Raw genomic sequence first — 23,922 nt, forward strand, 5'->3', positions numbered from 1 at the left:
GACCACCCCCAGCCACAGGAAGCGGAAACACACCCCGGCCCCGGCCCCGGAAGCACGCCCCCGCCCCGCGCCGCGTCCTGCCCCGCGCGCGGGGCCATGACACGCGCGCCGCCCGGTCCGCAGCCGCTGAAGGCCGGCCAGCCGGCGGTGACGCCACGACCGGTGGCGGCGGCGCCTGCGGGAGTGGCCGGTCGAAGACCGGGATGGTGCCACGCATCGGCAGCGGGCTATTCCGGCCCGTCCGCAGCAGGGCCCCCGGCCCGGGGCCCCCGTGCCGCGCCCCCCGTCCCGCACCCCCCGTCCCGCACCCCCGGTGCTGCGCACCCCGTGCTGCGCACCCCGTGCTGCGCACCCCGTGCTGCGCACCCCGTGCTGCGCACCCCGTGCTGCGCACCCCGTGCTGCGCCCCGCCGCCTGTCCGGGCGTGGGGGCGTGGCGTGTACGGGTGTCCGGGGGCTGGGGGCGGCCGGTCGTAGGGGTTTGGGTGGTGGTGTGGGTGGCGGTCCGGCCGGCCTTTGTCGACCTCTGCCGGTACCCGAGCGCGCCAGCCGGATCCGGCAGCCGGGGCGGGGCCCGTCCCGTCCCGGTTGCCTGCCGGCTTTGTCTCGTTTCCTTCTCGAGCCCGGGGACGGCGTGGGGGTGTGGGGGAGGCGGTGGCGGTTGGTCCGGTGGTGGGGGCCCGGGCGGTGGCGGTGGCGTTCTCGGGGGAGTTGACTCCTGTCAGTGGCCAAACCGTTGTCGGGTGCGGCCCCGTCCGGATGGGGCCGCGCTGCCGCCTGCCCGCGCCACCGTTCACGGCCCGCGCCACTGCCTGCCTGTGCCTGATTCCTGCTGCCGGGGTGCTTCTGTGTTTCTTCGTCGAGCGTGTGGGTGGTTTCGGTCCGGGTTCGGTCTTCTTGGTGGGGCGTGGGGGTGTCTGGTTGTGTCGGTGAGGGGAGTGGGTTGCGGGTGGTTGTGGTGCAGGCTTCGTCTTCTTCGTGGTCGCGGCGTGTTGCTGCCGGGTGTGGCCTTGCTTCCTTCGCCGGTGTTCCTGGGGCTGCGGAGGCGTTGGTGATTCTGTTGCCGGATGCCGCGGACACGGCGGTGACTCGGCGGACGGCTGAGGCTGTGGCCGGGGTGGGGGCGGTGGCCGTGGTGCGGCTGGTTGCTCTCGCGGTTGCCGGGGCCGATGACGGCCGTGCCGACTGGATGTGGGTCGGGGTGCGCGACGCGCTCGCGGGATCGGACGGTGTGGGGGGCGTCCTGGCGGCCCGTGGGCGGCTTGCCCGGGATTCGCATGGCGGTTGTCTGTCGGGGAGCGGCGGAGGTTTCGGCGTGGGCCGGGGACACGTGGTGGTGATGTGGGCCGAACGGCCGTGGGCTGGTTCGGGCGACGGCCTTCCCAGGGGCGCCGGGGTTCGTGGAAGGGGGCCGTCGCGCAGGAGGGAGGGCAGGACACCGATGCGTTGGCGGGCGGTGCCGGTCTGCCGTACGCGCCCACTCGGCCCGCCGTACCCGGACCCGCCCGGGCCCCGGGCCCTGGTCCCCGCCCGGCCCCCGGCCTGCCGGGGCCCCTGCCCGGTCCCTGGCCTGCCGTACGCGCCCACCCGGCCTCCACCTGGACCCGCCCGGTCCCCGGCCCGCCGCACGCCCGCGCCGGTCCCCGGCCTGCCGCACGCCCGCGCCGGTCCCCGGCCTGCCGCACGCCCGCGCCGGTCCCCGGCCCGCCGTACCCGGTCCCCGGCCCGCCGTACCCGGTCCCCGGTCCGCCGTACCCGGCCTCCACCTGGACCCGCCCGGTCCCCGGCCTGCCGCACGCGGCCTGCCGGGGCCCCGGGCGATGCTGACGATACGTCAACTTCCGTGCAGCCGTTGCCTGAAGTCCCTTGTTCCGACGGTTGTCGAAGTTTGACAGGTGGGGTGTGTCCGGGTTGGCTGGGCGTGGATCCGCGTCGCCGGTCGTACGTACCAGGGGGAGGGGCTCGTCATGCCCAGGACTGTTGTCTTCGAGAGCGTCGGGGGGCCGGAGGTGCTGGCCGTGTGTGAGTGTGTCCTGCCCGAGCCCGGGCCCGGTGAGTTGCGTCTGCGTGTCGCCGCGATCGGTCTCAACCGTGCCGAGGCCCTCTTCCGTGCCGGTACCTACCTGGAGCAGCCGCGCCTGCCCGCCACCCTCGGCTACGAGGCCTCGGGCACGGTGGAGGCCGTCGGCGAGGGTGTCACCGCCTTCGTGCCCGGCCAGCGCGTCGACACGGTGCCCGCGTTCTCCCAGAACGACTACGGCGTCTACGGCACCCACGTCCTGGTTCCCGCCCGTGCCGCCGTCCCCCACCCCGAACACCTCACGCCCGTCCAGGGCGCCGCCGTGTGGATGCCCTACCTCACCGCCTACGGCGCGCTCGCCGAGGACGGCCACCTGCGCCCGGGCGACCACGTGTTGATCACCGCCGCCGCCTCCGGCGTGGGCCTGGCCGCCATCCGTACCGCCCGCCGCCTGGGAGTCCACCCCATCGCCACCACCCGCACCCGCGCCAAGGCCCGGCACCTGCTGGACGCCGGCGCCGCCGCTGTCGTCGTCACCGGCGAGGAAGACCTCCTCGCCCGCGTCGAGGCCGTGACCGCCGGACGCGGTGTGCGCACCGTCTTCGACCCCGTCGCCGGACCCGGCGTCCTCGCCCTCGCGCGAACCCTCGCCCCCGGCGGACGCCTGATCGTCTACGGCCGCCTCGACCCGCGCGACACCCCGCTGCCCGGCCAGGACACCTTCGCCCCCGTCACCAGCCGCTTCTTCAGCATGCACGAGGTGACCCGCGACGACGAACGCCTGCGCCGTGCCCACGCGTTCGTCACCGCGGGCCTGGCCGACGGCTCGTTCACCCCCGTCATCGACCGCGTCTTCGAGGGCCTGGACGCCGTCGCCGAAGCCCACCGTCACCTCGAATCCGGCACCCGGATCGGCAAGATCGTCCTCACCGTCCGCGACTGACCCGCCCTCACGCCCCCTCCCGGGGCCCGGGTCGCTCTCACGCCCCCGGGGCCCGGGTCGCTCCCGAGGCCTGGCGTGCTTCCGCGTCCGCGGCGGCCACCACCGCCGACAGCAGGCCGGGGAAGCGCCGTTCCAACTCCTCGGCGCGCAGCGCGTTCATCTTGGTGGTGCCCACGTAGTACTGGCGCAGTACGCCCGCCTGGCGCAGCACGCTGAAGTGGTGGCTGGAGGTCGAACGTCCCACCGGCAGGTCGAAGGAGCCGCAGCTGAGGTCGGCTCCGGAGTGCGCGAGTGTGCGCACCACCGTCCTGCGGGCCGGATCAGCGAGTGCCTCCAGCACCTGCTGGACGCTCACGTCCTCCACACCAGGGTGCACGATCACCCGCGCCGCCACGCGTGCCCGTCCCACACCCACCACCCCTTCCCAACACTCGACCCCCGTCCGTTCGATGGTCAAAGACCGCGCGGTGCGCGCGACTTCACGCACATGACGCTACCAGGGCCGATCGCCTGGCCCTCCCGGTGTTCGGTCCGGTGGGTGAAGTCGCCCGCCCCCGCCGTGGCATCCGCGAGCGCGCCCCCGCCCCGCGGTGGGGGCGTGCGACCCGCCGCGAACGACCCGCCGCGAACGACCCGCTGCGAACGGGGACGGGCAGGGCAGGGGAGGGGAGGGGCAGGGTGAGGTGAGGTGGCCCTGCGGTTTTCGGGTGCCGGGGGGAATCCCGTGCCGCCCGGGGTGGTTGCCGTCGAGAGCCCGCGTGTGCGGCGGGCCCATCGACGTACGGTCACGGGAGGGCGCGCGGATGAGGATCGGTGACATCGAGGTTCTGGCGGTCATGGACGGAACGGGCACCGAGAGGGCCGCCGACATCCTCACCCGTCCCGGCGTCGACGATCCGTGGGCCTGCCACCGCCACCACCTCGGACCCGACGGTACCCTCACCCTGCCGCTCGGCGCCTTCCTGGTGCGCGGTGGTGAGCGTACGGTGCTGGTCGACGCCGGGGTCGGCCCGCACGACGACGGCCGTTACCGCGGGGGCGCCCTGCTGGACTCGCTCGCCGCCCACGGCACCGCCCCCGGCGACGTGACCGATGTCGTCTTCACCCACCTCCACTTCGATCACGTCGGCTGGGCCAGCGTCGAGGGCCGGCCCGTCTTCCCCAACGCCGTCTACCGCGCCCACCGCGCCGACTGGCAGCACTTCGTCACCGGTGACGCCGCGACCCCCGAAGCCGTCGCCAAACTCAGCCCCGTCGAGGGCCGGTTGGAGCTGTTCGACACCGACTTCACCCTCGCTCCCGGTATCGATGCTCTCCACCTGCCCGGCCACACCCCGGGTACCACCGTCTACGTGCTGTCCGGTGGCGGGCGCCGGGCCCTGCTGCTCGGGGACGTCGTGCACTCCGTCGTCCAGTTCGGTGAACGGGACTGGCAGGTCGTCTGGGACGTCGACCCTGCCGCCGCCTCGGCGGTGCGCAACCGCATCGCCGACCGGGCGGCCGACACCGACGACCTCCTCGTCGCCGCCCACCTGCCCGGTATGCGCTTCGGCCGCATCCTCGCCGCCGACGGCCACCGCCGCTTCGTCGCCGCCTGAACCCCCGGCCCCGTCGCGCCCTCGGCACCGCCCCACCCCGCTCACGTGCCGTCCCGTCCCCGGCCCGGCGCCGTCGCGGCCTCGGCACCGTCCGCCCCCGGCCCGGCCCCGCCCGCTGTGACTGGTCGAGATAGTTGTCACTGAGGGCAGCAGCCGGCCTGGGGTTTTGGGCAGTTGCGGTCGCTGTAGTTGTCACTGTCTGGTCGTTCTAACTGTCACAACCGCGAACGTTCCTGCAGGAGGGACGGTCGGAAGCTCCAGCTGTAGAGGCCGCCACCGGTGTGCACCGCTGACGCCGCGAGCCGGGCAACGCCTTGGAGGACCGCCAGGAGATCGTCGTCCGTCATCTCGTCCCCGTCCTCGGACCAGAGCCGCACGGTCCAGCGATCGGCGAGCTCCTCGAGTTCGGCGAGGCTCGCTTTGGCCAGCGCATGGGTCAGTCGCTTCGGTAGAGCAATCACCTCAACGCCATCGTTCAAGGGAGGAACGACCCACTCCGGCCATGGCCGCCACGCGTACAGCTGCTCAGACGAGGGGGCCTCTGCCGAGGGCTCCTCGAAGTACATGTCCCACTCGGCAATGGCCGTGTCCGGATCGATGAAGCGGCAGCTCACGGACTCGAAGGCCGCACCAGGTCCCCGCAGGCGCGTGGCAGCTGCAGCTTTGTCGTCGGCAGCGAGGAAGAACAGGATGTCGTGGGCCATCCCAGCATGATCGTGTGACTCAGCACGCTACTTGTCGCCAGGAGCGGTGCTCGGCGTGCGGTTCTGTGGTCGGGTCAGCATGACAACTGTCGCTGAATCGGCGAGGGATCTGACGGCTGGCTGATCGTTCGGCAAGCAAGTTGTCGCCAACTTCGAAGAAGCCTCAGCTCACCGAGGCACCCGGCGCCAGCACCAAACCCGCTGCTGCGAGGAAGTCCTCAAGGCTGATGACACCGCCGTCGGTGCCGTCGTCCCATTCGACGAGGAGCCCCGAGAGGCCCTCGTTCCACGAGTCCGGCGTGTCGGCATCATCCTCAGGCCCAGGGTGCCACTCGACGCAGCCCTCACCATGCCGGTATCGGAGGTACAGGTACTGGCCGTCTGCCGTCCAGGCGTCCCACTGCGACGGGTAGGCAGAACACGTCTGTACAACCCGAACCAGCTTCCGACCCTCACCCGTATCCATCCGACGATGGTCGCGCGGCAGCAGATCTCTGGCAATCGACTTCAGGCCGCCGCCACAGGCGCCTCAAGCAACAGCCAGAGCGCGCCACCAATGATCGGCCGGACAGCTCCTAACGTGTCACGGTTCCCCTCGCCGACGAGATCGACGCTGACCCTGGACGACAGAATCCGCGCTGACACGACAGTTAGCCTGCCGAGTCACAGATCGCAGCCGGCGAACCGGCGCAGCCAGTGACAACTACCGCGGCCAAGTGACAACGATCTCGACCAGTCACACCCGCCCCCGGCACCGCCCGTCCCCGGCACCACCCGTCCCCGGCACCACCCGTCCCCGGCCCGGTGCCGTCGCGGCCTCGGCCCCGCCCCGCCCCTGGCCCGGCCCGGTGCCGTCGCGGCCGCGGCCCCGCCCCGGCGTCGTCGTGCCTCGGCTGCGGGGCGCGGCACACTGGGGGCCGGACATGTGACGCCGTATGAGGGAGCAGTGATGGCACAGGTCGCCGTGGTCACCTTCGACGGGTTCAACGAACTCGACAGTTTCATCGCCTCCGCACTGATCAACCGTTGCCGCAACGACGGTCTGGAGGCCTTCATCACCACACCGACGCCGCAGGTCACCTCGATGAACGGTGTCCAGGTCGCCGGGCAGCGTCCGATCGAGTTCGTCGCCGAGGCCGACGTCGTGCTGATCGGCAGTGGGGTGCGGACCCGCGACGTGGTCGCCGACGCCCCGTTGCTCGCCCGGCTGCCGCTGGACCCCGCCCGGCAGCTGATCGGCTCCCAGTGCTCCGGCGCGCTGGTGCTGGCCCATCTGGGGCTGCTGGGTTCCATGCCGGCCTGTACCGACCCGACGACCCGGCCCTTCCTCAAGGCCCTCGGTGTCACCGTGCCCGACGCGCCGTTCCACGCCGAGGGCAACATCGCCACCGCGGGCGGCTGCCTGGCCTCCCAGTACCTCGCCACCTGGGTGATCACCCGCACCCTGGGCGAGGACGCCGCGCGTGCCGTCCTCGACTACGTCGCCCCGGTCGGCGAGCACCGGGAGACCACCGCCCGCGCCCTGCGCGCGGTCGGCGTGGGGGAGCCCGCCCGCGCCTGACGGGCCCTGCCGGCCGACGCGCACCACTGTGCCCCCGACGTCCCGACGTCCCGACGTCCCGACGCCCCCGGTGTCGTCACGGCGCCGCGGTGTCGCCGGTGCGCGGGTGGTGGTACCGGGGGCGTGGACCGTCACCGCCCGCCCGCTGCCCGCCCGCTGCCCGCCCGGTGGCTGTCCGGTGGGCTGTGCGGTGGGCTGTGCGGTGGCTGTTCGCCGCGGGCCCCCGGGCGGCGCGGTGACGACCCCCTGGGCGGTCGTCCGACCCGATGCGGCCGGTCGATCCGACACTGTGTCGGGTCGGCCGGCTGTCTTGTTGTCCGGAGACACGGATCGCCCTTCACGGGTCGGTGAGGGGCGATCCGTGTTGTCGCCGGTCGGGCGAGGTACGGGTGGTGGGGCTGCGGCCGATCGGGGTAGTGCCCGTGCCGGACTCGGAAGGGGTTCGATGGTGCAGAGAGGAAACCTTGGTCCCCGGTTGAGGAGCGTGTCTCTCATGTCCTTCCTTCTGCGTACCGTTCGTGTCGCGGTGCCCGTGGCCACGGCGGCCGCCGCCGTGTTGGGGCCGGCCGGCGTCGCCGCCGCGGGCGTCCCCAGCACCGGTTCTTCGGAGGCCGGAGCATCTCGCTCGGCGGCGACCGGCCTGACGAGTCGGGGGTGCACTACCTGAGCAGCATCGGTTTCGCGGGCGAGTGACCGGCCGTCGGGTGTCCTGCAACAGGTAGAGGGGGCGGGGCAGGGCGGAGCCGGCGATGTTGTGCCGCTCGGCGTGGCTGGTGCGGGCGATGGCGGAGGTGATGCGTCCGTCGACGGCGTCGAGGCGGGGTCGTGCCACGGCGCCGGCCTGTTTGTGCCGGTGGGGAGGCGGGGGGTGACGCAACGTGTTCCTGGACGAGCCGGCCCTCGGCCGCAGCCCGCCAAAGGGCCTGCGCCCGGACGGTGTCGGCGGTCTCCCCAGGGGGCGCGTTCCGTGAGGTCCGGGGACGGGTGGCCTGGGGAGTGACCTCGGCCGGCAGGGGAAGCCGGGCGGGCAACGGTCCGCAGTACAGGCAGGTCGGCGGGTCCTGTCGGTTCGCCTGGGCCGGTCCGCCGTACGGGGTGTCAGGGGGCCGGGGTGGGCCGGGTGCGGGGGAGGTGGTCGAGGAAGGCACGGACGTGGTGGGCGAACGCCTGGGGGGCGTCCGCGTACAGCCAGTGTCCGCTGTCCGGGATCTCCACGAGGCGGGTGTTCGGCCGCTCGGTGGCCATCCGTCGGGCGGTGGCGGGGGTGAGCAGGAAACTGTCGCCGGCGCGCAGGAGCAGCGCGGGTTGGCGGGTGGCGTTCCACACGGCGCTCAGGTCTCCGGTGAGGTGTTCCTGGGAGGCCGTCATGTCGGCGGTGTCGAAGAGGAAGCCCCAGCCGTCGTCGAACTCGGCCGCGCTGTCCATGAAGTAGCCGGTGGGGACGCCGTGTTCGGCCAGCGCTTCTTCCAGGGCCCGGCGGGTGCGGGTGCGGCGGGGCCAGCCGGTCACGTCCAGGACGGGCCGGGTCTCGGGCTCGTGGTTGAGTGTCGTCGTGTCGGCGACGACCAGGGCGGGGACGAGGTCGGGGCGGCGGTGAGCGAGGTGGAAGGCGACCGCGCCGCCCATCGAGTGGCCCAGGAGCGCGGCGGGCGCGAGGCCGAGCGTGTCGAGGAACGCCGCCGCGTCGTCCGCGTAGTGGGGGAGGGTGAACTCGCCGCCGTTGTCGGACAGTCCGTGTCCGCGCTGGTCCAGCGCCACCACCCGGTAGCGGCCGGCGAGCGCGGCGGCCAGCGGCGCGAAGATGCGGCCCCGCCCGAAGTGTCCGTGCAGGGCGAGTACGGGCGGCCCGTCGCCGCCGAAGTCCAGGTACGCGAACCGGCGCCCGCCCAGCTCGACGAACGACTCACCACCGCCGACCGCGCCGACCGCGCCGCCGCCCGCCCGTCGGCTCCCGGGCCGGCCTGCCCGCGGTCCCGGCGCCGCGGCCCCCGTACGCCGCTCGAGCGCGGTCGGCTCTTCCCCGGACAACGGTTCGTCACACGGCATGCCCGGATCCTCCACCGCCCCCGGCCCGCCTGTCCAGGGCCGGCCCCGCCGCGGGTGCGCCGGCCGGTCGCGCGCGAAGCGCCCGTGCCCGCGCCCGTGCCCGTGTCGGGGTGTCGGCGGGTGGTGGTGCCGTCGGGGCGCGGATCCGGGAGTGGAACCCGCGACCCGGTCGGTGAGCCCGCAGCCGGGGAGGGGGGCGGACCGCGCCGCGGGATCCGGCAGACCAGGGGGAGGCGATCGCGGCCTTCGACGCCCGCACGGGCCACCACGACACGCCCCCGGCTTCGCCGGGTACGGCGCCGGCCGCGGCCCGGGGCGGCTTCGCCCGCGGGGCCACCCGTGGGGCCGCCCGCCCGGCCGCGCCCCGGTGCGGGTGGCGGCCGGGCAGCACGGACGTCACCGTGGGCGCACCGGGGGCGGACTCGTCGCGGCCGTCGGCCGTGCCCTCGCCGCCGGCGGCCCGCGGAGCGGGTGCCGCCCGCGGTTCCCGAAAAGCCGGCGTGACGCGCCCCGGGCCGCCGGCCCGCTCGTGCGTGCGCCGTCCGCATGGCGCGACGCCGGGGCCGGGCGGATCGCCGGCGCGGCCCGACCGCCGACCGACCGACCGCCCGCCCGTCCGCCCGCCCGTCCGTCCGCCCGCCCGTCCGTCCGCCCGTCCGCCCGTCCGTCCGACCAACCGACCGTCCGACCGCCCGCCCGTCCGATCACCCGGCGCCCGGTGGCCGGTGCGGGCCGGTGCGGGCGGGTACGTCCCGTGCCGTCGGCCGTCCACGCCGGCGCAGCCCGAGGCCGTGTCCCGTCATCGATCGTGCGGGTGGACATTGTCGTTGGGCTTGTGGTGGGCAGCCCGGAAGACCGCGGCCATGAGTTCTCGGCGCTTCGTCTTCCTCGATCCTGACGGTGTGAGTGCCGGTGGCTGGCTGTATGCGGTGGTCGGGGCGAGGACGGGGGTGTTCTATCAGCAGCAGTACGGCGCAAGCCGCCTGTCGGCAGGGGCAGGTCGAGGGCTTTCTGGTGCCGCTGTTCGGCCCTGATGAGCCGGGCGCGTTGCGCGAGCTGTTCGAGAAGCACTTCCGTGGGGTCGGCACCTGGGACTACGCGTGGCCCGATGACGAGCGGGACAGGCTCCGCGGGATCGTCGGAGCCGTCCGTTACCGGGCATGTGACGGGACGGTCGAGGAGCCGCGTCCTGTGTGTCTGGACGGGAGCCGGATCCGTGAGGCCGATGAGGCCTGGGTGCCGGTGCTCACGCCGGACGGCCCGGCCGTGCTGGTGTGGTTCGATTCGGACTGAGCCCGGCGATCGGTCGCCCGTCCCGGGCCGGAGGATCGGAGCCGCGATGATGGCTGCGGCCTGGTGGCGGGCCGTCGGTCGTCCGGCCGGGTTGCCACGGCGCGGACAGTTGCTTCGACCGGGAGAAGTACCCGTTCGACGGCGTTCCGCTCCCCGCTGGGCGGTCTTGTCGAAGGCCGGTGGTCGGCCGTCCGCCAGGGCGCGGGAATCCCCGCCGCCCGGCGCCGCCCGGGCCCAGGGGTCGCCGGGTCCAGGGGTCGTCGCGGACGGGCGGACGCCGGGCCCGTCCCCGCCGGGGCCGGGCCCGGTGCCCCCGTCCCGGAGCGCGCCTGGCATCCTGGCCCGCATGGACGCCGACGCCCCGACCCCGGCCCCGACCCCGGCCCACCTCGACCGGCTGGTGAACGCACTGGCGGTGAACCCGGCCCTGCCCGCCGCCCTGGTGCGGCGGCTGATCGCCAGGCGCAACGGCCTGGGGAAGGTCGCGGGCCGCCCGGACCTCACCGAGGACACGGTCGCCGAGATCATCGCGACCGACGACCCGTGGCTGCTGCGCGGCCTGGCGCTCAACGACCGCCTGCCGCACCGGTTCCGCCTGGTCCTGGCCGACCACCGGGACGAGGGGGTCCGCGCCGCGCTCGCCCGCCGCGCCGCGAGCGCGCCCCGGCAGGTGCTGGAGCGGCTCGTCGGCGATCCCCACCCGACGGTCCGCGAGTACCTGGCCCAGCAGGACGCCACGCCGCCCGACCTGCGCGCGCGTCTGGCCGCCGACCCCGAACCGGCCGTACGGGCCGCGCTGGCCAAGTACTGGACGCAGGCCCCGGAGACGGTGCGCCGCATCCTGCTGACCGATCCCGAGGCCGCCGTCCGCGCCGCCGCCTGCTCGACGTACTACGCGCGCCTGCCGCACCCGGTGCCGCCCGCGGACCTGCTGCCGGCGCTGCTGGCGGACCCGGTGACCCGGGCCGGCGCCGTCGTCCACGCCGTCCTCGACACGCACCTGCTGCGGCGCCTGGCCGACGACCCGGACAGCGCGGTGCGCGCCGAACTCGCCCGCCACCCCGACCTGCCGCCGGCCGTGCGCGAGGCCCTCGCCGACGATCCGGCCCTGAGCGTGCGGGTGAAGGTCTTCGCCCGGCCCGACACGCCGGAGCACCTGCGGGCGCGGATCCACGCCCAGGTCGCGTTCGCGCACGCGGCGGCCGAGCCGGCCCTCGACGCCGACGACGAGACGTTCCTGCGCTGGGTCGAAGACACCGCCGCCAGCACGGAGTTGAGGACCCTGGGCCTGGCCTGGGTCACCGACGACCCGCTGCCGCACGTCGACTCGCCCTACGTCGCCTTCCGGGCCTGCGCGGCCCTCAGCACGGCCCTGCCCGCCGACGCGGTGGCCCGCCTGCTCCGCGACGAGGAGGAGACCGTACGCCTCACCATGGCGCACACCGCCCCGCACCTGGTCGACCCCGCGACCGCCGAGGACATCGAACGCCGCTACCGCCCGCGCGCCGACAAGTTCACCTTCTGGTGGGACAAGGCGCAGGTCCTCACCTTCCCCCCGCAGACCCTGCGCCGCTTCGCCACCGACCCCGTGCCCCGGCTGCGCTCCCTCGCGCCCCGCGACCCCGGCCTGCCCGCGCACCTCGCCGAACAGCTGGCCCGCGACCCCGAGGAGCGCGTGCGCCTGGCCGTCGCCCCCCACCGCAACCTGCCCCTGCCGGCGCTGCTGGACCTGCTCGCCGACCCTTCCCCGCGTGTCGCGCAGGCCGCCGCCGCCTCGCCGTTCCTGCCCGTCGAGCACATGGAACGGTTGCTGACGCGGGCGGGCCTGTAACGGCACCGGGCCCGCCCGGCGCCGAACCCGCCCCCCGGCCCGCGGACGGGCCTGCCACCGGCCCCGGCCCGCCGCTTGCCCCTGCCCGCTGCGTTGCCCGCGCAGCCCGCTTGCCCCTGCCCGCTGTGTCGCCCGCGCTGCCCGCTTGCCCTGGCCCGCTGCGCCGGGGGTGCCGGGGGTGCCGGGGGTGTCGGGGCCGGGGTGTGCGACGTGCGGGTGGCGTTGAACCGCTGGGACGACATCCGGTCGCCGCCGCCGCGCGGCGGGGTTCCGGCCTCCGCGGGGGCGTGTAGAAACGGCCGCACCGGGCCGGGCGGCGCACCCCGTGGCGCACGCCGTGGCGTCGCCGTCGTCCTGGCCCCGCGTCGGGACGGGCCCCTGCGGTGGCGGACCGGCCCGCCGGCGCCCGAACCCCCCCACCCCAGCCACTCCTCGTCCATGGAGAGCGGACACATGCTGAGAATCACCGCGGACGTCTACTCCGGCCGCCCCAACCCCGTCGCGGACATCACCGACACGGCACAGGCCCGCACCGCCCTGCGGGAGCTGACGCGGGACCGGACACTGTTCACCGACCCGCGCTCCGCCGAACCGCCCGCCGGCCCCCTGGGCCTGCGCGGCTTCTGGCTGGAGACCTTCGACGACGAACTCGCCCACGACTTCGACGTCGACTCCCGCCTGTACCTGCCCGCGGGCCCGCAGGCGCCCGCCGGGCGCGGCGCCGAGGTCGCCGAGCGGCTGGCCACCGTCGCGGACTGGGGCCAGGGCCCCGCCACGCACGCCGGGCCCTCGCTGCCCCTCGACGCGTCCTTCCGCCAGTTCCTGCTCGAACAGCTGGCGAGCGGCGCCCGCACCTCCCTGAAGGACCGGGTCGCCCCGGCCGGCGGCGGGCAGCAGGAGGAGCCGGCGGTCACCTGCACGATCGAGGTCGGGGCGTTCAACCCCGGGTTCTGGAACAACGACACGACCACCCTGTACAACAACAACTGCTACAACTACGCCAGCAACTGGCGCACGAACACCTTCGCGCAGCCCGGCCGCGGCTGCGGCAACATGTACACCCAGATCACCTGTGACGAAGTGGCCCGCGCGGCGCTGTGCGACGGCATGCACCACCGGTTCGACTGCTTCCCCGACAGTGAGGCGCCGCGCCCGCTGGTCGCCCTGGTCGTCATCCCCGGCGGCGGCGACTACCACTGGTACCGCAAGCAGAAGGAGGGCTTCTGGGGCCACAAGCCGGGCGGGACGGCGGCCCGCAACTACGACAACAGCGGGAACGTGATCTACGACCCGGAGACCGCCGACCGCGGGCCCTACACGATCTTCTGCGGCTACTTCTACGGCTGTCTTAGCCAGCGGCAGAGGATCAACTGACCGGCCCCGCGGGCCCTTCGGCGGTCGTCGAGGTGGACCTCTACAGCGGACGGCCCAACCCGCGCTTCCCCCTGGACGACGCCGCGGCCGACGAACTGGCGCACCGGATCGGCACACTGGCCCCGGCCCCGGCCCCGGTGGCCGGGGGCGGGCCGCCGCACGACGGGCTCGGCTACCGGGGCCTGCGCGTCCTCGCCGGCCCGCACACCGCCGCCCCCGGGATCACCGTCGGCGGCGGGGCCGTGACCGTGTCCGCCGCGGACGGGCCGCCGTGCCGCCTGCGGGACCCCGGGCGGGCCCTGGAACGCTGGCTCCTCGACCAGGGCGCGGGCGTCCTGGACCCCGCGGTCCTCGCCACGGCCCGCCAAGAGCTCGCGCGGTAGCCCGCAGCGGAGGGGCGCCGGGGGAGGGGGTGCGGCGTCGCCGCCCCGGCCCGGGGCGGCGACGCGCAGGTGCCGTCAGGCGGCGCCGGGTCCGCCGGTGCGGGAGGCGGTGACGAAGGCCCGCCAGGCGGGAGGGGAGAAGTCGAGGCGGGGGCCGTCGGGGTCCTTGGAGTCACGCACCGGCGTGAGGCCGGGGACGGCGTCGGCGACCTCCAGGCACCGGCCGCCGCCCCCCGCTGTGGGTGCTCGTGCGCCAGGCGGTGGGGGTGCCGCGGTTCATGGCGGTTGCCCTCCTGGACGGGCTGCGGAGCGGGAAGTCGGCGGGGTCGACTTCTCATGCGGGGTGTTCGGAGGGGGAGGTGGGGTCCTGCCCGTGCGGTACGGGGGAGGGTTCTCCGGCGTCGCTGCCCCGGGCCGGGGCGGCGACGCACAAGTGCCGTCAGGTGGTGCGGAGTTCGCCGGTGCGGACGGCGGTGACGAAGGCCTGCCAGGCGGAGGGGGAGAAGTCGAGGGTGGGGCCGTCGGGGTCCTTGCTGTCCCGCACGTGGCCGGGGCGCGCGTCGTCCACTTCGACGCACTGGCCGCCCTGTCCGCTGTGGGTGCTCTTGCGCCAGGCGGTGGGGGTGGTGCGGTTCATGGCGGTTGCCTCCTGAACGAGCTGCGGAGCAGGAAGTCGGCGGGGCCGACTTCCTATGCGGGGGTGGGGCCGGTGCGGATGACGCTGCCCCGGGATCAGAGCTCCTCGATGTGCTCGGCGAAACGGTCGAACATGCCGTTCTCCTCGCCGCGCCGCAGGTGCATCAGCGGGGAGTCGTGGCCGATGGCACGGGCCAAGTGCGGGGTGACGAGGGCGTGTTCGTCGAAACGGAAGACGGACAGGCCGATGTGGTTCGGGCCGTCCTCCGGGGAGCTGAAGCGGCCCTCGATACCGTCGGTGTCGGGGAGCTCGGCCAGGTGCTCCAGTGTGATGCGGATGCGGGTGGACACCGTGAGGGTCACGTCCTCGATCCGCTCCCGCCGGCGTGTCGTTTCGGAGTCGGGATCGCCGAGGAGGAAGCGGACACGGCAGCCGCTCTCGGCCTTGCGGCGCAGGGTCCGGAGCAGGGTGGGCTGCTCCAACCAGGCGAAGTAGTTGGTGTACCCGGCGAGGAAGATCTCGCTGCGGGCCACGGCGAACAACTGCGCCCACACCGATCGAGGGCAGGCCGACCGGTACGGGTGGACGGCGAGGACTTCACGGTCGTGCCCGGTCTTGAGGACGGACTGGAGGGCGTCGGGCCACGGCACTTGCTCATCAACCCCTCGCGCTGGACCGGCGGTGGGACCGCTGCGCGCCGCCGCCCCGGGCAGGGGCGGCGGCGCACAGTCGGGATCAGCCGGCGTCGAACTCGCCGGTGCGGACGGCGGTGACGAAGGACTGCCAGGCGGCGGAGGGGAAGAGGAGGGCCGGGCCGCTGGGGTCCTTGGAGTCCCGTACGGGCATGACACCGTTGAATCCGTCGGCGACCTCCACGCAGCCGTTCGACCCGCCGCTGTAGGTGCTCTTTCGCCAGCCAGCGTGGGTCAGGTCAACATCCATCCTCATAGTCCTTCCGTACCGCTCGCATCTTCTCCACCGACGCGGCCTGGTTCAGCGCCTCGATCTGAAGCCGATCGTAGCCCCTGGCAAGCGGAAGAACAGCGTTGATATCGCGATCAAGGTACCCGCGCAGCTCGGTTTCCGTGTATCCGAGCAGCTTCCGGTCGGGCATGGTCAGGAGAATCACGGGAAGTGTGAACGGACGGTCCTCGCCCAGGGAGAAGGGGGCTACCTGCAGCAGGATGTTCGGAGACGCGGCGAGCTGTTCAAGGTGCAGCAGCTGTTCGATCATCACCTTCGGCCCGCCGACAGGTCGGCGCAGGCAGCTTTCGTCGAGAACCGCATGAAGCAGCGGCGCCGGCGTGCGGGCCAGGAGTTGCTGGCGCGTCATGAGGAAGTTGACCCGTTCCTCGGCCTGTTCGGGAGTCGCAGTGCCGCGCCTGACGTTCGCCGCTTCCCAGGCGTCGGCGTAGGCACGGGTTTGCAGCAGCCCGGACACGATGTCGATCGAGAACAGCCTGACCTCTGAGGCGCGGTTCTCGTGGTTGGCGTACTCCGGGAAACCCGGCACGAGCGCGGTGTGCTTGTGCTGCCACCACATCAGCATCAAAGTCCCGCCCGTTTCCAGGACTTCGTCGGCCTTGGTAGCAAACTTTTCACTCGGCGGTCGACGCGCAAGTTCAACGAACGAGACGTACGACGCGCTGACTCCGCACTTGCGCGCGAGCTGGTGCTGCTTGAGGCCCTTCGCCCGCCGTGAGTTGCGGAGTTGGATGCCGAAAGGGGCCCAGGGGCTCGACGACGGCTCGATTTCCTTGATGTTGACCATGGGTACTCCGACTTAACGCAGCCTCGAAGTCAAGTTGTTTGCGCTTCCGATGCTAGGGCTTGCCGGGCCACGATGTACACAGAACGTGAAACTCCGATCGCAGAGGGTTCCATTCGTATGCCCCACGACCAAGCCCCCCGCCTCCACGGCTACGGCGTCCGCTTCGACACCGACGCCCAGCGCTACCGGGTCCGCAACGAGCAGACCGGGGAGTGGCTGCGCCAGGCCACCGGCGAACTCGCCTCCTTCGTCTTCTTCGGCGACGCCTACAGCGCCTGGCGCGCTTTCGAGGTCCACAAGCGGCCGGGGGGGCGGTGATGTCCATCCTCTCCCGCGCCACCGCCGAGCAGCGCCGGCAGGCCGCCGACGTCCTGGACGACCTCACCACCGTCCTCGACCTCGGCGGCGTCCGCCTCCCCACCCTCGAAGTCGACTGGGAGGGCGGCCGCCTGACGTGCAGCTACCTGCTGCGCCTCACCGCACGCCCCCTCGACCTCGTCCGCCTGGTCGACCTGTTGCGCAAGGGTCTGCGCTACGAACGCCTCACCCACGACCACCACGACCGCGACGACTGAAAGCGACCACCCCCATGCAAGACCCCCGCCTGCTCGCCAAGCCCCCCGTCTGCCGGCTCGGCTGCCTCGTCCTCGTCCGCAACCCCCGCGGCGACGTCCTGCTCGTCGACCCCGACTACATGGACGGCATGATCCTGCCGGGCGGCTCCGCCCACCCCAACGAGCCCCCGCACCTGGCCGCCGCCCGCCACCTGAACGCCGAGACCGGCCTCCACCTGCGCCTGAGCGACATCCTCGCCGTCGACTTCACCCCCGCCGACCGCTACCTCCAGCGCCTCAACCTCGTCTTCGACGGCGGCACCGTCCCCGACACCACCCCCCTCACCGTCCCGCCCCGACACCACAGCGGCCTGCTCGGCGCCCGCTTCGTCCCCGTACGCCAACTGCCCGACACCATGGCCCCCGCCCAGTACGCCCGCACCAGCGAAGCCCTCGCCAACCGCACCCTGCCCGCCCTCGTCCACGGCCAGCGCGCCACTTGACAACCACCTGAGAACCCCCCCGCCCCCGCACACCCGACCAATACCTCCCACTCAGAGATAAAATGGCCACATGACCGCGACAGAGCCCGCAACGCTCGACGTCGCGCTGGCCGACGAGTTCTCCACCCTCCTCGTCGGCATCCAGCGCCTGGTCCGCCGCCGCCTGCGCCAGAGCACCACACACGAAGCCCGCCTGCGCGGCGCCCAGATCGAACTGCTGCGCCTGGTCCACGACACCCCCGCACTGCGCGTCTGCGAAGCCGCCGACGAGCTGTGCCTGGCCGGCAACTCCGTGTCCACCCTCGTCAACCAGCTCGTCGCCCAGGGCCTGCTGCGCCGTGAGAGCGACCCCGCCGACCGCCGCGCCGCCCTCCTGCACGCCACCCCCGAGGCGGCCGAGCGGATCGAGGACTGGCGCCGGCGCCGCCGCGTCCTCATCGGCGACGTCGTCACCGGCCTGCCGCCGGCCGAGCGTGAGGCCCTGGCCGCCGCCCTGCCCGCCCTGCGGCAGGTCGCCGACGCCCTGCGCACCCCACCGGCCGTCCCGCGTATCCCACCCGACGCGCCGCGCACCCCGCCGGCCGTCCTGCGTACCCCGTCCGGCGCCCCGCGTACCCCGCCAGGGCAGGGGGAGCGATGAGCGCCGACGCCCCCGACGCCGTGGTGTGCCAGGGCCTGACGTACGTCTTCCGTCACGGCCGTGGCAAGGCCACCCGGGCCGTCGACGGCATCGACCTGATCGTGCGCACCGGCGAGGTGTTCGGCCTGCTCGGCCCCAACGGCGCCGGCAAGACCACCACCATCCGCGCGATCACCACCCTGCTGCCCGTCGGCGCCGGCATGGTCCGCGTCTTCGGCCACGACGCCACCCGTCACCCCATGCAGGTACGGCGCCTGCTCGGCTACGTCCCCCAGCAGTTGTCCGCCGACGCCGCCCTGACCGGACGCGAGAACGTCGCCCTGTTCGCCCGCGTCTTCGACGTCCCGCGCGCCGAACGCGCCCGCCGCGTCGGCCAGGCCCTGGCGGCCGTCGACCTCACCGACGCCGCCGAACGGATGGCCGCCACCTACTCCGGCGGCATGGTGCGCCGCCTCGAACTCGCCCAGGCCCTGGTCAGCGCCCCGCGCCTGCTCGTCCTCGACGAACCCACCATCGGCCTGGACCCGATCGCCCGCACCGGCGTGTGGGAACGCGTCGACGCCGTGCGCGCCGCCACCGGCATGACCGTCCTGGTCACCACCCACTACATGGACGAGGCCGACCGCCACTGCGACCGCATCGCCCTCATGGACCGCGGCCGCATCCGCGCGCTCGGCACCCCCGCCGAACTCAAGGACCGGGTCCGCCACACCGACCCCGCCCACGACAACCCCACCCTGGACGACGTCTTCCGCCACTTCGCCGGCCGCCAACTGGCCGACGCCACCGAAGGAGACTTCTCCGATGTCCGCCGAACCCGCCGCACAGCAGGCCGCGTCGGCTGAACCCGCCGCACCGCGGGCCGCGTCCGCCGAACCCGCCGACCCGGGCCCGGACCTGTCCCTGCTGCTGGTGCCCCCGCGCGCCCGCACCGGCTGGCGCCTGGTACCCGCCCGCGTCGGCGCCATGTGCGCCGTCGAACTGCAGAAGCTGCGCCACGACCGCACCGAGCTCTACACCCGGGCGATCCAGCCGGCGCTGTGGCTGCTGATCTTCGGCCAGACCTTCACCCGCCTCAAGGCGATCCCCACCGGCGGCATCCCCTACCTGGACTTCCTCGCGCCCGGCATCATCGCCCAGTCCGCGATGTTCATCGCGATCTTCTACGGCATCATGATCATCTGGGAGCGGGACTCCGGCGTCCTCACCAAACTCCTGGTCACCCCGACCCCGCGCGCCGCCCTCGTCACCGGCAAGGCCTTCGCCGCCGGCGTGAAGGCCGTCCTGCAGGCCGCCGTGGTGGTGCTGATCGCCGCCGCCCTCGGCGTCGCCATGACCTGGAACCCGCTGCGGCTGGCCGGCGTCGTGGCCGTCGTCCTGCTCGGCTCGGCGTTCTTCTCCTGCCTGTCCATGGCCATCGCCGGCATCGTCCTGACCCGCGACCGCCTGATGGGCATCGGCCAGGCCATCACCATGCCGCTGTTCTTCGCCTCCAACGCCCTCTACCCCCTCGCCCTGATGCCCGGCTGGCTCCAGGCCGTCAGCAAGGCCAACCCGCTCAGCTACCAGGTCGACGCCCTGCGCGGCCTGCTCATCGGCACCCCCAGCCACCTGCCCCTGGACTTCGCCGTCCTCACCCTCGCCACCCTCCTGGGCATCGGCGCCGCCTCCGCCCTCCTCGGCCGCCTCGCCCGCTGACACCCCGTCCCACGGCCGCTCACTCGACCCGGAACCCGCCGTGGGCCGCCGCGCGGGTGAGGTAGTCGACCCACCCCTCCCAGCGCGGCGTCCGGGCGAACGTCCCGGCCCGAGCCGAGGCGGGCTGCGCCGCGAGGGCGGCCAGGGCGGCACGGATCTCGGCGGGCGTCACCAGCCAGCCGTCGTTGGTGCCGCCGATCTTGTAGTCCGGGATACCGGTGGGCCGCTCGGCCTGCCAGTCGCTCACCGCCCGGGAGGCGGCCCGGAAGGCGAGCACGGCCGGCGACACCTCGCCGGCGCGCTCGGCGGCGAAGTCGGCGGCCGTCAGGCCGAAGTCCTCGATCCTCGGCCAGGGCAACGGCTCATGGCCGTGCGACAGCATCCCGAGACGGTCCATGGCCCGCTTCGCCGGACCCATGCCGGAGAGGTTGAACCGGTACTCCGGGTCGCCGGCGCCTTCCGGCCGCTCGATCGTCATGTCCCAGCCCGCGTCGCCGCCCCTGTCCGCCCTGTCCGCCGTGCGGCACCCGCGCGATTGCCGGACACACCGTAGGGCCCTCGACGGCGCCCGGCCCACCGGTTTTCGCGCCCGGCCCACCCGGCCCACCGCGCGAGCCGCCACCGCCGTGCGGCCGGGCGAGAGGAAGCGCACCGGCGGATCCCGGTGACACCCGGCCGGCCCACCGCCCGCACCCCGGCCGCGGTACCGGCGCAGGTGGTCATGCCGCGGGAGGTCGCCGCCGGCATCCGCCGCGCGCGGGCGAACGGCTGGACACCGCGCACGGCCGGGCCGCCGTTCAGGCTGCGCCTGTCCGTGCTCTGACGGCCCCCCGGGGCGCCCGGTCCCTCCCCGGGCGCCCGGCCCCTCTGGGCTCCTCGCCGGGTTCCCGTGGGTCGGTGCGGGGCGGGTCAGGAGAGCCAGTCCGCGTAGCGGGTGGGGGCGAGCCGGGCGTTCCGGTCGGTGAGGACGTCGCCCGGGACGGCGGCGAACATGCCGGCGGTGGGGTCGGTGACGACGGTGCGGTGGTCGCCCTTGGCGGCCAGGGTGATCCGGCCCAGCTCGTCCAGGGGGAAGACCTCCGGGCCGGCGATGTTGCGGATGCCGTTCAGCGGGGTGCCCGCCGCGACCAGCGCCACCGCTTCGGCGACGTCCTTGGAGGCGATCGGCTGGATCGGCGTGGCGGGCAGCCGGACGGTGTCGCCCTCCGCGGTCCAGGACAGGATGGCGTCGACGAAGTCCATGAACTGCGTCGCCCGGACGATCGAGTAGGGCAGCGGCCCGGCCGCGAGGATCTCCTCCTGGAGCGCCTTGGCGCGGTAGTAGTCCAGCTCCGGCACCCGGTCGGTGCCGACGATCGACAGGATCACGACGTGGCCGACGCCGGCGCGCTCGGCGGCGGCCAGCAGGTTGTCCATCGAGGTCCGGAAGAAGGCGGGGGAGGCCTCGTCGAAGGTCGGGGAGTTCGTCAGGTTGACGACGACGTCGGCCCCGGCCACCGCCTCGTCCAGCCCCCGGCCGCTGATGACGTCGACCCCGGTGGACTTCGAGTGCGCCACCGTCTCGTGACCCGCGGCGTTCAGGTTCCTGACGACCTGCGACCCGATCAGCCCGGTGCCGCCGATGACTGCGAACTTCATGACCTGCCCTTTCGTCGTGACCATGTCCGCAATATGGCACAGCGGCACCGGGCGGGCGCGGCATTGCCGCCGGACACCGGCACGGCCCCGACCACGCCGGGGACGCGCCGGTGACGCGCCGCCGGGACACCCGGCTGACACCAAGCTGACAGTCCCGTTGGTGACAACCCGAAGCCATTCCACCCGCCGCCCCGGGCCCACAGGATGGTGACCACAGGAACGGGGGCGAGGACGACTCCCCCCGCGATCCGGGCGGGTCCGCGCCGGCGGCCCGCACCACCGAAACGCTTCTCCGGGGGAACCACCATGCTCCGCGCCGTCCCGACCACCACCACCGCCACCGGCCCCGCCCTCCCGCACGCCGCGGCCGGGGCCGCGGTCCGCGCCGACACGGACACCTCCTCGACGGTCATCGGCTGGGACTGAGCCCCCGCCCGACCCCGGACGGCCACCCGGCCCGCCCCCCTTCGCACCACCGCCCCCCTTCGCACCACCGCCCCCTTTCGCACCACCGCCCCGGACGAACGCCGCACCGGCCCCCGGGCGCGCCGCCGGCGCCGATCCGATGCGCCCGGCCGGACGGGCGGCCGGACGACAGCGCCGACCCGCCCTCACCTCCCCTCGCCTTTCACCGACCTCCTCGACCAGGGATCCGCCATGCCCGCACGCACCCGACGACCGACCCTCACCGCGGTGTCCGCCGCGCTGGCCCTGTGCACCGCCGTCCTGACCGGCTGCGCCGCCGCGACCGGTACCGGCACGCCCGCCGCAGGAGCGGTGGGATCTTCAACTCCTGCCGACGGCAACCGGGTTGACACCAAGGATGCCACCCCGGCCGCCGGCCCGAGCGCCGCGTCGACACCGTCCGCGGACACGGCGAGCGCCACCACCGGAACACCGGCGGACACCGCGACCACCGGAACACCGCCGCCCGCCGATGCCGCACCCGCCGCACCCGCCGCACCCGCGCCCGCGGCCGGCGCCCCGCTGGCCGCCGCCGTCCAGCCGGCCGCGCTGGCCGCCCTGCCCATCGCCCCGGCGTTCGGCTGGACGCCCGACGGCCCGTTGAGCAGCCAGGACGTGCAGGGCCGGACGGTCACCCTCAACGAGTGCGCGAGCGTCACCGGCGCCACCACCTGGCAGCAGCAGGGCTACCTCAGCGCGGCCCGCAACCCGGCCGGGCAGCAGCTGTTCGCCTTCGCCACCCCCGAGGCCGCCCGCGCCGCCTTCGACCGGGTGTCCGCCGGCATGGACGCCTGCCAGGGCGCCTCCCGCCGCCTGCAGGCCGACCACGCGGCACCCCAGGACGCGACCGTGACCCGCACCGCGGCCGCGGACGCCAGGGCGTCGTGGTCCAGGACCTGGACCGGCGTCGGCGGCATGTCCGCCGACCAGCGGCAGGCCAACCACCTCTACGCGCTCCACCAGGGCGCCGTCCTCACCCTCTTCGGATTCGACGAACTGCAGGAGCGCCCCGGCCCGGCCCACGACACCGGCACCGACCCCGCCGTCCTCGACGCCCTCGCCGCGCTCCCCGCCGCCGACTCCGCGCACTGAACCCGCACCGAACCGGCTCCGCACCCGGACCGATCCCGCTTCGCACCGCCCGTTCACCCGACTTCCCACCGAAGGACGACCGATGCGCATCACCACGACGACGTCACGCCTGGCCTCCGTCCTCGCCGGCGCCTGCCTGGCCTCCGTGGTCCTGGCCACCGCCCCGGCCCAGGCCGACTCCGTCCAGGGCACCTCCTACACCGCGACCTCGACCGGCACGCTCGGCAACAACGCGGCCCCCGGCGGCACGGTCACCCGCAGCCAGGTCCTGGCCCGCGCCCAGGCCTGGGTCGACCAGCAGGTCCCGTACAGCACCAACGGCACCGTGGCGCCGTACAGCTGGTGGTCCGACAGCCAGACCGGCGGCCGCTACCGCCAGGACTGCTCCGGCCTCGTCTCCATGGCCTGGGAGCTGACGAGCAGCCCGACCACGTACGGCATCCCCTCGTACTCGACCGCGATCAGCAAGCTCGACCTGCGCCCCGGCGACGTCCTCAACAGCAGCGAACACGTCGTCATATTCGCCGGCTGGCGCGACAAGTCCGCGGGCACCTTCAACTACTACCAGGAGAGCAGCCGCAGCCGGCCGACGAACTACAACACCGACGGCAACATCTACGGCTCCACGCTCTCCAGCCACGCGATGAGCAGCTACACCGCCTACCGGTACAAGAACATCGCCGACGACGTCGCACCCAACCCCACGCCCTCCTCGCCGTCGACGGTCCACGTCAGCGCGATCGGCGCGGACGGCGGCCTCCAGGCCACGGACGGCAACTACGCCGGCCCCGGCTGGTCGGGTTCCTGGGCGCCGCTGGGCGGTTCCGGTCTCAAGGCGCTCGCCAGTGCGGTGACCGGCAACACCATGCACGTCTACGCGCTGGGCTCGACGGGGCGGGTGTACACGATGGACGCGGACTACAGCACCGGCCAGTGGAGCGGCGGTTGGCAGGAGGTCCCCGGCGGCGCGGAAGGCGCCACCGCGCTCACCGCCTCCGCGACGGGGAACTGGGTGCACCTGAGCATCGTCGGCTCGGACGGTGCGCTGCACGCCACGGACGGGCAGTACGGCGGTTCCGGCTGGTCGGGTTCCTGGGCGCCGCTGGGCGGTTCCGGTCTCAAGGCGCTCGCCAGTGCGGTGACCGGCAACACCATGCACGTCTACGCGCTGG

Annotated in this window: 27 protein-coding genes; 16 read left to right on the top strand and 11 right to left on the bottom strand. The window is 74.1% G+C overall.

The genetic code is table 11. The features are described 5' to 3' along the window. Positions 1 to 1,966: 1,966 nt before the first annotated feature. Positions 1,967 to 2,962, top strand: a complete 996-nt coding sequence (locus tag ACGF13_RS25740) for a zinc-dependent alcohol dehydrogenase family protein (protein ID WP_392879069.1) — start codon at positions 1,967 to 1,969, stop codon at positions 2,960 to 2,962. Between the two features lie 37 nt (positions 2,963 to 2,999). Here the strand turns inward: ACGF13_RS25740 and ACGF13_RS25745 are convergent, their stop codons facing one another. Then, positions 3,000 to 3,371, bottom strand: a complete 372-nt coding sequence (locus ACGF13_RS25745) for an ArsR/SmtB family transcription factor (RefSeq protein WP_392879072.1) — start codon at positions 3,369 to 3,371, stop codon at positions 3,000 to 3,002. Between the two features lie 394 nt (positions 3,372 to 3,765). On the opposite strand from ACGF13_RS25745, the gene ACGF13_RS25750 reads away from it, so the two are divergent. Then, the gene (locus ACGF13_RS25750; protein WP_392879075.1) at positions 3,766 to 4,560 is read left to right on the top strand and encodes an MBL fold metallo-hydrolase; all 795 of its coding nucleotides are present in this window, start codon (positions 3,766 to 3,768) and stop codon (positions 4,558 to 4,560) included. A gap of 215 nt (positions 4,561 to 4,775) precedes the next feature. On the opposite strand, the gene ACGF13_RS25755 is transcribed toward ACGF13_RS25750, so the two are convergent. After that, on the bottom strand, positions 4,776 to 5,264 hold the full coding sequence (locus tag ACGF13_RS25755; protein WP_392879078.1) for a hypothetical protein: 489 nt from the start codon (positions 5,262 to 5,264) through the stop codon (positions 4,776 to 4,778). 163 nt (positions 5,265 to 5,427) lie between these two features. Further along, positions 5,428 to 5,730, bottom strand: coding sequence for a hypothetical protein (locus ACGF13_RS25760; protein WP_392879080.1), 303 nt, complete (start codon positions 5,728 to 5,730; stop codon positions 5,428 to 5,430). Positions 5,731 to 6,213: 483 nt separating this feature from the next. Here ACGF13_RS25760 and ACGF13_RS25765 point away from each other — a divergent pair, with 483 nt between their 5' ends. After that, positions 6,214 to 6,825 carry a DJ-1/PfpI family protein gene (locus ACGF13_RS25765; protein ID WP_392879082.1) on the top strand — a complete coding sequence of 204 codons (612 nt, stop codon included), beginning with the start codon at positions 6,214 to 6,216 and terminating at the stop codon, positions 6,823 to 6,825. 1,098 nt (positions 6,826 to 7,923) lie between these two features. Here ACGF13_RS25765 and ACGF13_RS25770 read toward each other — a convergent pair. Continuing rightward, entirely contained in the window at positions 7,924 to 8,871 is a 948-nt protein-coding gene (locus ACGF13_RS25770) for an alpha/beta fold hydrolase (protein WP_392879085.1), read from the bottom strand. A 924-nt stretch (positions 8,872 to 9,795) separates the two neighbouring features. Between ACGF13_RS25770 and ACGF13_RS25775 the strand changes: the two genes are divergently transcribed. The 4 genes from ACGF13_RS25775 (at position 9,796) to ACGF13_RS25790 (ending at position 13,752) form a co-directional block, all read left to right on the top strand. Further along, complete coding sequence (locus ACGF13_RS25775; RefSeq protein ID WP_392879671.1) at positions 9,796 to 10,164, top strand: DUF6210 family protein; 369 nt, start codon at positions 9,796 to 9,798, stop codon at positions 10,162 to 10,164. Positions 10,165 to 10,510: 346 nt separating this feature from the next. Then, the gene (locus tag ACGF13_RS25780) at positions 10,511 to 11,995 is read left to right on the top strand and encodes a hypothetical protein (RefSeq protein WP_392879087.1); all 1,485 of its coding nucleotides are present in this window, start codon (positions 10,511 to 10,513) and stop codon (positions 11,993 to 11,995) included. 453 nt (positions 11,996 to 12,448) lie between these two features. Beyond that, positions 12,449 to 13,369, top strand: a complete 921-nt coding sequence (locus tag ACGF13_RS25785) for a hypothetical protein (protein ID WP_392879090.1) — start codon at positions 12,449 to 12,451, stop codon at positions 13,367 to 13,369. Positions 13,370 to 13,401: 32 nt separating this feature from the next. Continuing rightward, positions 13,402 to 13,752 (top strand): hypothetical protein, encoded by a 351-nt coding sequence (locus ACGF13_RS25790; RefSeq protein WP_392879093.1) that lies wholly within the window; start codon positions 13,402 to 13,404, stop codon positions 13,750 to 13,752. Between the two features lie 75 nt (positions 13,753 to 13,827). Here ACGF13_RS25790 and ACGF13_RS25795 read toward each other — a convergent pair whose 3' ends face one another. The 5 genes from ACGF13_RS25795 to ACGF13_RS25815 form a co-directional block, all read right to left on the bottom strand. Further along, positions 13,828 to 13,932, bottom strand: coding sequence for a DUF397 domain-containing protein (locus ACGF13_RS25795; protein ID WP_392879096.1), 105 nt, complete (start codon positions 13,930 to 13,932; stop codon positions 13,828 to 13,830). Positions 13,933 to 14,191: 259 nt separating this feature from the next. Then, positions 14,192 to 14,389, bottom strand: coding sequence for a DUF397 domain-containing protein (locus ACGF13_RS25800; protein ID WP_392879098.1), 198 nt, complete (start codon positions 14,387 to 14,389; stop codon positions 14,192 to 14,194). Between the two features lie 95 nt (positions 14,390 to 14,484). Beyond that, a complete protein-coding gene (locus ACGF13_RS25805) occupies positions 14,485 to 15,039 on the bottom strand; it encodes a DUF5919 domain-containing protein (RefSeq protein WP_392879100.1) in 555 nt (184 codons plus the stop codon). An 85-nt stretch (positions 15,040 to 15,124) separates the two neighbouring features. Further along, positions 15,125 to 15,331: a DUF397 domain-containing protein gene (locus ACGF13_RS25810; RefSeq protein WP_392879102.1), complete on the bottom strand. Its 207-nt coding sequence runs from the start codon at positions 15,329 to 15,331 to the stop codon at positions 15,125 to 15,127. Continuing rightward, positions 15,321 to 16,160 carry a Scr1 family TA system antitoxin-like transcriptional regulator gene (locus ACGF13_RS25815; RefSeq protein ID WP_392879104.1) on the bottom strand — a complete coding sequence of 280 codons (840 nt, stop codon included), beginning with the start codon at positions 16,158 to 16,160 and terminating at the stop codon, positions 15,321 to 15,323. Before ACGF13_RS25815 ends, ACGF13_RS25810 begins: the two co-directional genes overlap by 11 nt. Positions 16,161 to 16,277: 117 nt before the next feature. Here ACGF13_RS25815 and ACGF13_RS25820 point away from each other — a divergent pair, with 117 nt between their 5' ends. The 6 genes from ACGF13_RS25820 to ACGF13_RS25845 all read left to right on the top strand — a co-directional run bounded on the left by ACGF13_RS25820 (position 16,278) and on the right by ACGF13_RS25845 (position 19,555). Further along, the gene (locus ACGF13_RS25820; RefSeq protein WP_392879107.1) at positions 16,278 to 16,478 is read left to right on the top strand and encodes a hypothetical protein; all 201 of its coding nucleotides are present in this window, start codon (positions 16,278 to 16,280) and stop codon (positions 16,476 to 16,478) included. Next, on the top strand, positions 16,478 to 16,735 hold the full coding sequence (locus tag ACGF13_RS25825; protein ID WP_392879109.1) for a hypothetical protein: 258 nt from the start codon (positions 16,478 to 16,480) through the stop codon (positions 16,733 to 16,735). Before ACGF13_RS25820 ends, ACGF13_RS25825 begins: the two co-directional genes overlap by 1 nt. 14 nt (positions 16,736 to 16,749) lie before the next feature. After that, complete coding sequence (locus ACGF13_RS25830) at positions 16,750 to 17,217, top strand: NUDIX domain-containing protein (protein WP_392879112.1); 468 nt, start codon at positions 16,750 to 16,752, stop codon at positions 17,215 to 17,217. A gap of 70 nt (positions 17,218 to 17,287) precedes the next feature. Next, complete coding sequence (locus ACGF13_RS25835; protein WP_392879114.1) at positions 17,288 to 17,857, top strand: MarR family winged helix-turn-helix transcriptional regulator; 570 nt, start codon at positions 17,288 to 17,290, stop codon at positions 17,855 to 17,857. After that, positions 17,854 to 18,702, top strand: a complete 849-nt coding sequence (locus tag ACGF13_RS25840; RefSeq protein WP_392879117.1) for an ATP-binding cassette domain-containing protein — start codon at positions 17,854 to 17,856, stop codon at positions 18,700 to 18,702. The genes ACGF13_RS25835 and ACGF13_RS25840 overlap by 4 nt, the downstream gene beginning before the upstream one ends. Next, complete coding sequence (locus tag ACGF13_RS25845) at positions 18,662 to 19,555, top strand: ABC transporter permease (protein WP_392879119.1); 894 nt, start codon at positions 18,662 to 18,664, stop codon at positions 19,553 to 19,555. The genes ACGF13_RS25840 and ACGF13_RS25845 overlap by 41 nt, the downstream gene beginning before the upstream one ends. Before the next feature lie 19 nt (positions 19,556 to 19,574). Here the strand turns inward: ACGF13_RS25845 and ACGF13_RS25850 are convergent, their stop codons facing one another. Continuing rightward, a complete protein-coding gene (locus ACGF13_RS25850; RefSeq protein ID WP_392879122.1) occupies positions 19,575 to 20,033 on the bottom strand; it encodes a hypothetical protein in 459 nt (152 codons plus the stop codon). 186 nt (positions 20,034 to 20,219) lie between these two features. Here ACGF13_RS25850 and ACGF13_RS25855 point away from each other — a divergent pair, with 186 nt between their 5' ends. Beyond that, complete coding sequence (locus tag ACGF13_RS25855) at positions 20,220 to 20,378, top strand: hypothetical protein (RefSeq protein WP_392879125.1); 159 nt, start codon at positions 20,220 to 20,222, stop codon at positions 20,376 to 20,378. Between the two features lie 86 nt (positions 20,379 to 20,464). Here the strand turns inward: ACGF13_RS25855 and ACGF13_RS25860 are convergent, their stop codons facing one another. Next, positions 20,465 to 21,193, bottom strand: a complete 729-nt coding sequence (locus ACGF13_RS25860; protein WP_392879127.1) for an SDR family oxidoreductase — start codon at positions 21,191 to 21,193, stop codon at positions 20,465 to 20,467. Positions 21,194 to 21,850: 657 nt separating this feature from the next. Between ACGF13_RS25860 and ACGF13_RS25865 the strand changes: the two genes are divergently transcribed. Beyond that, positions 21,851 to 22,750, top strand: coding sequence for a sensor domain-containing protein (locus ACGF13_RS25865; RefSeq protein ID WP_392879130.1), 900 nt, complete (start codon positions 21,851 to 21,853; stop codon positions 22,748 to 22,750). 82 nt (positions 22,751 to 22,832) lie between these two features. After that, positions 22,833 to 23,922, top strand: a 1,090-nt coding sequence (locus ACGF13_RS25870) for a hypothetical protein (RefSeq protein ID WP_392879133.1), incomplete at its 3' end; no start/stop codon positions are given.

This window comes from Kitasatospora sp. NPDC048286, assembly GCF_043201735.1.
Taxonomy (GTDB): Bacteria; Actinomycetota; Actinomycetes; order Streptomycetales; family Streptomycetaceae; genus Kitasatospora.